This window comes from Candidatus Cloacimonadota bacterium, from assembly GCA_011372345.1.
Classification (GTDB): Bacteria; Cloacimonadota; Cloacimonadia; order Cloacimonadales; family TCS61; genus DRTC01.
In genome coordinates, this window is record DRTC01000071.1 from 1 (window position 1) to 9,919 (window position 9,919).

At 36.8% G+C, this 9,919-nt stretch carries 9 protein-coding genes; 2 read left to right on the plus strand and 7 right to left on the minus strand.

The features are described from left to right. The 7 genes from ENL20_01295 to ENL20_01325 all read right to left on the minus strand — a co-directional run. On the minus strand, nt 1-236 hold a 236-nt coding region (locus ENL20_01295; protein HHE37192.1), incomplete at its 3' end, for an isocitrate/isopropylmalate dehydrogenase family protein. Between the two features lie 30 nt (nt 237-266). After that, nucleotides 267-1,817 carry a citrate lyase subunit alpha gene (gene citF / locus ENL20_01300; protein HHE37193.1) on the minus strand — a complete coding sequence of 517 codons (1,551 nt, stop codon included), beginning with the start codon at nt 1,815-1,817 and terminating at the stop codon, nt 267-269. Between the two features lie 17 nt (nt 1,818-1,834). Beyond that, the gene (locus tag ENL20_01305) at nt 1,835-2,173 is read right to left on the minus strand and encodes a DUF86 domain-containing protein (protein ID HHE37194.1); all 339 of its coding nucleotides are present in this window, start codon (nt 2,171-2,173) and stop codon (nt 1,835-1,837) included. Beyond that, nucleotides 2,163-2,465 carry a nucleotidyltransferase gene (locus tag ENL20_01310; protein ID HHE37195.1) on the minus strand — a complete coding sequence of 101 codons (303 nt, stop codon included), beginning with the start codon at nt 2,463-2,465 and terminating at the stop codon, nt 2,163-2,165. The genes ENL20_01305 and ENL20_01310 overlap by 11 nt, the downstream gene beginning before the upstream one ends. 29 nt (nt 2,466-2,494) lie before the next feature. Next, nucleotides 2,495-3,700, minus strand: coding sequence for a citrate lyase acyl carrier protein (gene citD / locus ENL20_01315; GenBank protein ID HHE37196.1), 1,206 nt, complete (start codon nt 3,698-3,700; stop codon nt 2,495-2,497). Between the two features lie 242 nt (nt 3,701-3,942). Then, nucleotides 3,943-5,244 carry a hypothetical protein gene (locus ENL20_01320; protein HHE37197.1) on the minus strand — a complete coding sequence of 434 codons (1,302 nt, stop codon included), beginning with the start codon at nt 5,242-5,244 and terminating at the stop codon, nt 3,943-3,945. Between the two features lie 234 nt (nt 5,245-5,478). Next, nucleotides 5,479-6,798 carry a saccharopine dehydrogenase gene (locus ENL20_01325; protein HHE37198.1) on the minus strand — a complete coding sequence of 440 codons (1,320 nt, stop codon included), beginning with the start codon at nt 6,796-6,798 and terminating at the stop codon, nt 5,479-5,481. Nucleotides 6,799-7,142: 344 nt separating this feature from the next. Between ENL20_01325 and ENL20_01330 the strand changes: the two genes are divergently transcribed. Next, complete coding sequence (locus ENL20_01330) at nt 7,143-9,485, plus strand: T9SS type A sorting domain-containing protein (protein ID HHE37199.1); 2,343 nt, start codon at nt 7,143-7,145, stop codon at nt 9,483-9,485. Nucleotides 9,486-9,495: 10 nt separating this feature from the next. Continuing rightward, nucleotides 9,496-9,919: VTC domain-containing protein (locus ENL20_01335; GenBank protein ID HHE37200.1), on the plus strand; the 424-nt coding region annotated here is incomplete at its 3' end.

The following is a 9,919-nucleotide window of genomic DNA, read 5'->3' on the forward strand; positions in this document are numbered from 1 at the left end:
GCTTCACTTTTCGGTTTGGAAGTTATGGCTCCGAAAAGCGAGATTTTGTGTTTTTCCAGAAGATCCAATGTCCTTTGCGGAAGCGGATTTCCTTCTTTACACCAGAATTCCCAGCCGATATCTGCATGCACATATTCAGCTTCGAATCCAACAGCATCGAGCACGCGAAGTGCTTCTTCTAAAACTGTTTTTCCAATGCCGTCTCCGGGCATGGTTACGATTATTCTTTTACTCATAGTTTCTTCTCCTATATATAGTATTTGATTTTATTCCTTCACCTGCTTAACAACATCGATTACAGTTCCATCCACCCATTTGATGGCAGCGATGACTTTTTCCTCAAACTCCACTGCTTTTGGTTTTCCGCAAATTCGCTCTGCTTCTTCTTTCAATTCCTGAATTGTTTTGATCGGCAGTTTGGAATCTTTCAATTTTTCTATGAGGTCTGTTCTTCTCGGATTGATCGCAATTCCTCTTTCTGTAACAATAATATCGATTAATTCTCCCGGACCGCAAATAGTTGTTACTTCATCGCGGATAACCGGAATTCTGTCTCTAAATAATGGAATTGGAAGGATCACATTTTTACTGAACAGACAATTCTGCCAGCCGCCGATTCCATGAAGCAAATAACCATCGGAATGAGTAACAACATTGGCATTAAAATTGACATCAACTTCTGTCGCACCGAGAATGACAATATCAACGATTCCGGCAAAATTTCCTTTGCTGTGATAATTGTAGCTTGTGAACGGGCTTGTATCGACATGATTGGGATTATCTCTCATCGAAGCAACTCCATCCAGATCGAAAGTTTGCCCATCGAGGATGTATTCTACCAATCCTTCATTCAGCAGATCAACAAGATATTTATTACTTCCACCTCTGGCAAATCGGGCTTTGATTCCTTTACGACGCATGATCTTGCCAAAGAAAATTCCAATCGAAAGAGCAGTTCCACCTGCACCGGCTTGAAAAGAAAATCCTTCCTTAATCAAACCTGCTTCCTCACAGAATTTTGCTGTCATTTCAGCTATCAGAAGTCGATCCGGACTTTTGGTGATTTGCGTTGTTCCTGAAACTATTTTTTCAGAATTTCCAATCTTATCCATTTCGACTACATAATCCACATAATTTCCCTGGATCTGCCAGGGAATACACGGAAATGGAATCAGATTATCTGTTACCGCAATGACTTTATGAGCGTATTGGGAATCTGCCAGAGCAAATCCGAGAAGTCCGCAGGCAGAAGGTCCGCGCAGACCATTTGCATTTCCGAAAGGATCTGCTGTCGGAGCAGCAATGATCGCGATATCGATGATGACATCTCCGTCCTGAACTGCCTGATATCTTCCTCCATGTGAACGCAGAACGCCGACACCTCTCATCTTTCCCTGCGAAGTGAATCTTCCCAATGGTCCGTTCATGCTTCCTTCGATGTGATGAATGGTTCCGTCTTTCAAATATTCGATGATCGGTTCGTGACAGGGAAATGATGCGGACGGATACCAGACTAAATCTTTAATTCCCAGTTCGGACGCGATTTTGAATACTTCAACCGCTAAAATATCTCCATTGCGAAAATGATGATGCGTTGAAATCGTCATGCCGTCTTTCAAACCTGATTTGATGAGTGCTTCCTTCAGATTGGGGACAAGCTTGTTTCCATCAGAAGGATAATCTGCGTTAGATGGAATTTGCGGTGCGTATTTTCTTCCTTCCGGCTTGTATTTTCCAACTCCTTGAAAAGGAATAACAGGTTTTCCATTGATCGTTTCCGGGATATTTCTCCCGACTGCGTTTTTTGTGAATTTCATATATTTTTCTCCAAAAATTATTCGTTTATCAAGTTATTAACTTCTTTCTTTAAATCAGGAAGGTACTTTATTAGGATTCCCCAGACTACATCATCTGAAACTGTATCATAACCATGAGTAATTCTATTGCGGGTATCAATTATTTTTCGTGCATTTGAGATTTTAATGGAATCATTTTTTTTTTGAATTCGATTTACTGCTTCTCCAATAATTTCAAGATTTCTTTCTACTGCTCTTTTAGTTTTAATATCCGAAACAAACATATCAAATCGTTTTGGTTTGTCTTTGAAATACTCTTCAATCTCTTTGATAGAATTTGGAATATCATACAGCCAGGTTTTGATTTCAATGTCCATAAATTTCCTTCTTCGAAGCATCTATAGATTCGATTAAATATGGATTTGTTAGTGCTTTTGTTTCCAGAAGATCAATTTTTCTTTTGAATAGATCTTCCAAGGCAAATTTCAAATCGAAATAATTATCTGCATAATCTTCCAAACCAATATCTGCGAAATCAACTAAAAAATCAATGTCACTTTTCGATGTAAAATTACCTTTAAGTATTGAGCCAAAAGCATATAATTTTGAAACATAATGCGCTGCGCAAAGTTTTTTAATCTTTTTTGAATTCATTTCGAGTAAGTTCATATTAAACTCCTTTTCAACCTTCTTAACTCTTATAATTCCTCTCTCCAATTCTCTTCCAATTTCCCCGCTTCGATCGCCTGCTCGATGGTTCGTTGAGCTCTTTTCACGACCGGCGGATCGATCATTTTTGAGCCGAGAGAAACAACCCCAAGTCCTTTTTCCGTTGCGATATGAAAAGCATTAACGATCTTTTTCGCTTTTTCGATTTCTTTCTCATTGGGAGCAAAATATTCGTGGATAATTTTGATCTGGCGCGGATGAATACAACCCATTCCATCAAATCCGAGAGATTTGGATTCCAGCACATTCTGTTTGAGGGCTTTCATATCGGAAACATCGGAAAAGACTGAATCTATCGGTTGAATTCCGGCAGCTCGAGCCGCATTCACGATTTGACAACGAGCGAAGAAAGTCTCCTTTCCTTCTTTGGTTCTCTGGGTTCCCAGATCCGCAGTATAATCTTCCAAACCGATTGCCAGGGAAACTACATTTTCTGCTGCAGATGCGATTTCAAACGCTTTGATAATTCCCAATGCACTTTCAATGATTGGCATCAAGTAGATTTTTGTGTCGGAAATTTTCTGTTCTGAAATTTCTTCAATTTTTTGATTCACTTGTTGGATTTGTTCTGCACTTTCGCATTTCGGGACTAAAATTAAATTCACATTATGAGGAATGATATAATCCAGATCATCGAGACCTCTTGGAATTTGATTGATACGAACCATTCTTTCCGCACCATAAAAATCCACTGACCGGAGAGCATTCCGAACCAGAATCGCGGCTTCAAACTTTTTAGCTGGAGCAACTGAATCTTCCAGATCGAGAATAATTCCATCAGGACTGTGAATTCCAGCGTTTAGAGCCAGTTTGGGAGTATTTCCGGGAAGGTAAAGACGAGAACGACGGTAAGTATCCTTTTCTGTTCTGTAATCATTTTGCGGGAGCATTTCCAATAAAAATTCTTTATCAGTTTCGATGCTCTTTTTAATTGCAGCTTCGATTCTGGCTGCTAAAATGTAATTCAAAGCTCCGCTATCTTCGATTTTGATTTTGCAGTTCTTGATTCCGAAAAATTCAAGCTCTTCCTTACATAATTTCAGGATGGAATCTCCAAATAAAGTTTGAACTTTGCTGATCAATTCTATATTGATTCCTCCGGATTGTGTTATTTCCAATGTAACAAAGCAATCAGAACGGATTCCTTTGCCTTTGTTTCCGGCTGTAACGATCATTTATTCTCCTTTTTCCACAGACTTTCACAGACTGACACTGACTTCTTGTCCGCTGATCTTCGCGGATGAACACAGATTATGAACCTTGAAAAGATTTATAAGCGAAACTTTTCCTGCTAAATCTTTTCAACGGTTTCGTGTTACTTGATTGGATAATCCTTAAGAAGGTTGGATTGTAAAAAATCCTCTGCGGGTAACCTTCTCAATGTTTTTTCCCAATTCAACAAGTTCAACTGATTCAACTAATTCAACTTCAAAAACTCTTCCAAATACTTGAAATCCGGTTGCAATTTTCCTTGATGAGTGATGCATGCACCTTTTATTTCATCTGGCAAATCTGATTCTTCGATAGTTTTACCACAATCACACAATAGCATTTTTTCGATGAACGGCTCTAATGTTTTGGAAAAATAATCGGAAGCTTCTTTGGAAAATTCGCAGGGAAGATTATCTACTACCATATCGGCAAAACCTTCTCCCACCAAACCATCAGTAGCTTCGCCTGTTTTAGCATCATAAATATAAATCGGATCATCCGGATAAGTGGATTTCACAGTTGCTTGAACAGAACCATTTATATCACAGCTAATATCTCCAATTATTATCAGTTTTTGTTTCTCTCCCTGAATTTTTTCCAAATCTATTTTTTTTAAGTAAACAGGACAATCCGGTTCCCAGTATATTGTATTCATATAAACACTACAATAGGGAAGATATCTATCAAATTTAGATCTGTATTCAGAACAATTTTTAAAAAAATTCTGCAAATCAAAATCGCTTCCATCTTTTCTCTGGGCAAGATGTTTTTCTTTGAAAGTAGTTAAATATACTTTATTGTGTTGGTAGTTTTTTTGATGTTCTTTCAATTTATCGGGTTCGATCTCTATGACTGGTAAAGCATTAAGAATTTCTCTGCAACCATAAGAAACATGGCCATATCCAAGTAGGAAAATATTCAAGGGACAGATTTTTTCGGGCAAACCGTTTTCTTCTATTTCCTTGCCGATTATTTTAAGATGTTCGATCGCATAATGAACAGTTTCGTATTCATATGCTCGTTTGATTTTCAGGAAAGGAGTATCGATCCCATTTTGCAGTTTCAATCTCTGACCAAGTCCCCAGAGTGTATCGACCATTCCTGCATTTCCGGCAAATTTCCCAAAAAAGACAAGTCGTCTGCCTTTTTTATCAACGATCTTTTCATAATCGAAAAGAGTGATATTATTATCCAGGATATGCTGTAACATCGGCATATTATAATCCTGTCCTTTGATCACATGAGAAAAGAAAAGATGAGGAATTCCGGGAATCATCTCTTCAATATGGATTTCTTTTACACCGAGAATCAAATCGCAATCCGAAAGATCTTCCGAAATTATTGCTCCGACTTTTTTGAATTCTTCATCTCGATAGATCCTGATCGTTGCTGGTTGCACGATCACTTTAAAACCTTTACTGATCAGTTTCTTAACTGCTTTTGGATTTAAAGGAACGCGAGCTTCCCATCTGTTTTTTGTTTCTCTTTTAATACCTATTTTTTTCATTTTCTTCCTTTTTTGCCACAGATTTTTTTTGCCACAAACTTTCACTGACTACACACTGACTTTTTGCCGCTGACTTTCGCTGATAAGCACGGATTTTTAACCTTGAAAAGATTTATAAGAAATTTTCTTCCTGCTGAATCTTTTCAAGGATTTTATCTGACACTCTTTTAGTAACCATTGAGAAGGTCTATATAAAAGATTTTCTCCGATAGTAACTTTCTCAAGATTTATCTTCTAATAAAATCTCTCAATAACTTTAATATCCAGTTTCTCCAATTCCTTCAAAACAGGATTATAAATATTTGGAAGGATCGGCATGTGAACACCTTTGACATTTATCTCACCCTTAAGGATCATATGAACCCCAATCGCTGCCGGAAGTGAGACTGTTCTTGCCATTGATGAATCTCCGTTTGGAATTCCAAAATCGATCATCGTAGAAGTGATTTTCTGCTTCTTATCAGAATATTCCGCAATAAATTGATGATGAAGAACCAGCAAATCTCGTTCTCCTTCTTTATAAGACATTTTATCCAGCATGATCGCAGTCAGAACATCAACTGCTCCTCCCTTCTTGATCGGAATTGGAGTATCATCAAAAAATCCGAGCCATTCGAATTTTTTCAGGATTACACTTGTTTCCGGAAGGTTATATTCTTTTGCCAGGAAGCATCTCAAACAATCATTTTTATCCTTTTTAAACATTTTTGTCAGGATAAACTCCTTAACTGTTCCGGTCAGATTTTCAAAAATTTCATCTTCTTTAAAAAATCCCATTTGCGATAGAATGTACCAGGTATCGCAATGACTGATATTCCTGAATGTTCCGCGATACATTGTCTTTAGATGTTTTAGATTATAAAGATCGACATAACCCATCGAATCTCTGTTCGGATAAGCTTCAAGTGTTCCTGCTCCTTCCACATCCACGAACCAGTAATTCTTGAAAAGATCTTTTCCTTCGATCTCTTTGATTTCTCCATCTAACATAAAACGAGCACCATTTCCAGCAGCCTTGAGAACTCCTTTGGGAGCCCAGGAAAACTTATAACCAAGCGGATTTGTATTCGCTTCCGGAGCCGGAAGTCCGCCGCAATAACTCATGAAACTGACAATCTTCCCGCCTTCTTCTTCAACTTTATGGAAAATCTTCATAGCACTCATATGATCGATTCCCGGATCAACTCCAATCTCATTGAGAATAATAACTCCAGCATCTTTTGCTTCCTGATCCAAAGCTCTCATCTCAGGGCTTATATAAGAAGTTGTAACCATATTTTTCTTGAGTTGAATACACTTTTTTGCTACTTTCACATGATAATTGGCAGGCAGTAAACTCACAACCAGATCGCTTTCTTTTACATAATCTTCCATTGCATCATCACCATCAGTCAGGAACTGCTTTGCATAAACATTGTCATGAGGTTCTGCCAGTTTTTCCGCTTTACTTAATGTTCTGCTGGCAACAGTGATCTCATAACCTTTTCCTGCCAGATAATCGACCATCGGTTTGACAACCAAACCTGCCCCAAAAATCGTTACTTTTTGTGCCATAAAATTCCTCCAGTTTTAATTAAATTTGAAGGAAAATTTTGAAATCTTAATTTGTTGTCAACCTTTAATCAATAAGAGAATTATTTTCTTACAAACTCAATGAAATTAAAACGGAAAAATTCACACCGGAAATTAAAAAGTTGACAGTAAACTCCTACGATATTTAAAGATAAATTATTGTTAATAGAATTGAGGGCATTATGTTTTCATAACGATTTACGGAGTTTAAAGCAAATTTAAATTTTCTTTTTTAATATCGAGAAATAATTGCAAATGAAAAAAGATTAAAAAACGCAGAATTTCCTATTTCCAAATGTCAAATATTATAAGTTTAGAAAAAGGTGATGAAAATGAAAAAATTTTATACTCTGATTTTGCTTATTATTTTTATTGGAATTATTCATTCTCAAGTTTTTTATGATATAAATACAATCAACACCATCGAAATATTTTTTTCCGAAGAAAACTGGGATGAAATTCTGGATCAATTAGTTATAGAAGGAAACGAGGAAAGACTCGTAGGAACTGCAATCATCAACGCTATTCAATTTGACAGCGTCGGAGTTCGCTATAAAGGAAATAGTTCTTATAACCCGAATAATGTAAAAAATCCGTTGAATATCAAACTGGATCATATCATCGATGACCAGGAAATCGAGGGATACGGAACTCTCAAACTCGCCAATGGTTTTAAAGATCCGAGTTTTGTCAGAGAAACTTTGAGTTATGAAATCGCACGCAATTATATGCCGGCAAGCCTGGCTAATTATTGCAATGTTTATATAAACGACCAGTTGATCGGACTCTATACGAGTGTTCAGGATGTCGATAAATATTTTATGAGAACTCATTTTATCAACGATGATAATGCTCGTTTCAAAGGTGAATTGTCAGGAGCAGCAGATACCGAAGTTTGGGGATATTTCGGTTCGGATTCGACAGATTATATGAATTGTTTTGAGCTTGAATCGAATACAGGTTGGAATGAACTCATCAATTTCCTGGATATTTTCAACAATGATACGGAACAAGTCGAGGAAGTTCTAAATGTTGATGGTCATCTCTGGATGCTTGCTTTTGATATCCTTATGGTCAATCTCGATGCTCCTATCAATTTCGGTCATAATTATTATTTGTTTCAAGATAGTTACGGTCGATTTTGTCCGATCTTGTGGGATTTGAACGAAAATTTTGGAGGATTTCATTCTTTGATCGGTGGTCCTCCTTTGAATATTTATGAGATGCAGCATCTCGATCCGTTTCTGAATATTTCCAATCCAAATTATCCGATCATCTATAGAATTCTAACTATTCCAACTTATCAGAAAATCTATATTGCTCACCTGAAAACTCTGATCGAAGAAAATTTCTCGAACAACTGGTATCTCGATCGCGCTCTGGAAATCCAACAGATCATCGATAATGATGTGCAGGCTGATCAGAATATGTTTTTTTCCTACAATGAATTTTTGAACAATGTCTATAATACGGTCGGAATCGGTCCCATGCAGATTGTTGGTATCACACAACTGATGGAGACGAGAATCGATTATATTTTAAATCATCCTGATTTTCAGGGAATTCCTCCTGAAATTTTTGAAATCTCTTATGAACCGGAAAATGTCGAACCGGGAACTATGGTGAATTTTGTAGTAGAAGTCAATAATGCCGATCTGGTTAAACTCGGTTTTCGTCAGAATTATTCTCCCAAATTTGAGAATATTCAAATGTTCGACGACGGAGAGCATAATGATGGAGATTCAAATGATGGCGTATATGGAATTTCCATAGAAGTTGGATTTGGAAATCTCGAATATTATATTTTTGCTGAAAATGAGGAAGCTGTCAATTTTTCTCCTAAAAGAGCAGAATATGAATTTTACTCTATAGAAATAAACAGCGTAAATGAAGAAGATCTGGTAATCAATGAATTTTTAGCTTCTAATGATACGATCGTTCCCGATCAGGATGGGGAATACGACGATTGGGTTGAACTCTATAACAATTCCGGTGAAGATATTTCTCTAACCGGATATTTTCTTTCCGATGATCCGACAAATCCGACAAAATGGCAATTCCCGGATACGACCATATTTGCATATGACTTCCTGATAATCTGGACTGATAATGATGAAGAACAAGATGGATTGCATGCTTCTTTCAAATTATCCGCTTCCGGTGAATCCGTAATTTTGACAAATCCTGAAACGGAAATCATTGATGAGATCACTTTCGGACTGCAAACAACCGATATCAGCACCGGTCGTTATCCAAACGGAATAGGAGATTTTATTGAAATGACTCCCTCTTTCGATGCTGAAAACCTGGATGGAATTACAAAAATCGAGGAAATGGATGCTGCTCCAAATAGGATTATGCAGATGAGCAATTTCCCGAATCCATTCAATCAAAAAACAACAATCTCATTCAACCTTAGCATAGAGAACGGAGAGCGAAGTCCGGCTTCTGACGGAAATGCAGAGATTATAATTTATAATATCAAAGGACAGAAAGTGAGAACTCTGGACTGTATCAGCCAAGTTGATACAAAAACGAAACCGTCGCTTTACTCCAAAATTTGGGACGGGAAAGATGAAAACAACATGGAAGTCGGTTCGGGAATTTATTTTTATATTCTCACGAATGGTGATCTGAAACTTCAAAAGAAAATGCTGCTCATCAGATGAGGAAAGAGAAATGACTTATAATCTGGAATTCAAAAGAAAAGAACGAAAATATCTCATCATCGAGCATAGTTTTGAAGAAATTAAACAAGCTCTGGAAAAATATATGCCTGTTCATATTTTTAACGGAAACAATCCGGTATCTCATATTCAAACGACATATTTCGATTCAAAAGACTTTTTATTATTCAAAGAATATATCAATCGCAGGAAATTCCGTTTTAAAATTCGGATAAGGAGATATTGCCGGGAAGAAAATTGTAATGATGATAACCTGGTAGAACTGAAGATAAAACACAATTCCGTTTCCTATAAAAAGCGTTTCCATTTACCAATCGATCTATTAGAACCATTCCTGAAAGGTGAAGATATTACCAATGAAATAAGACATAAAAATAAATTTTTATCGAGAGAACAAAAAACATATAAAATAATCA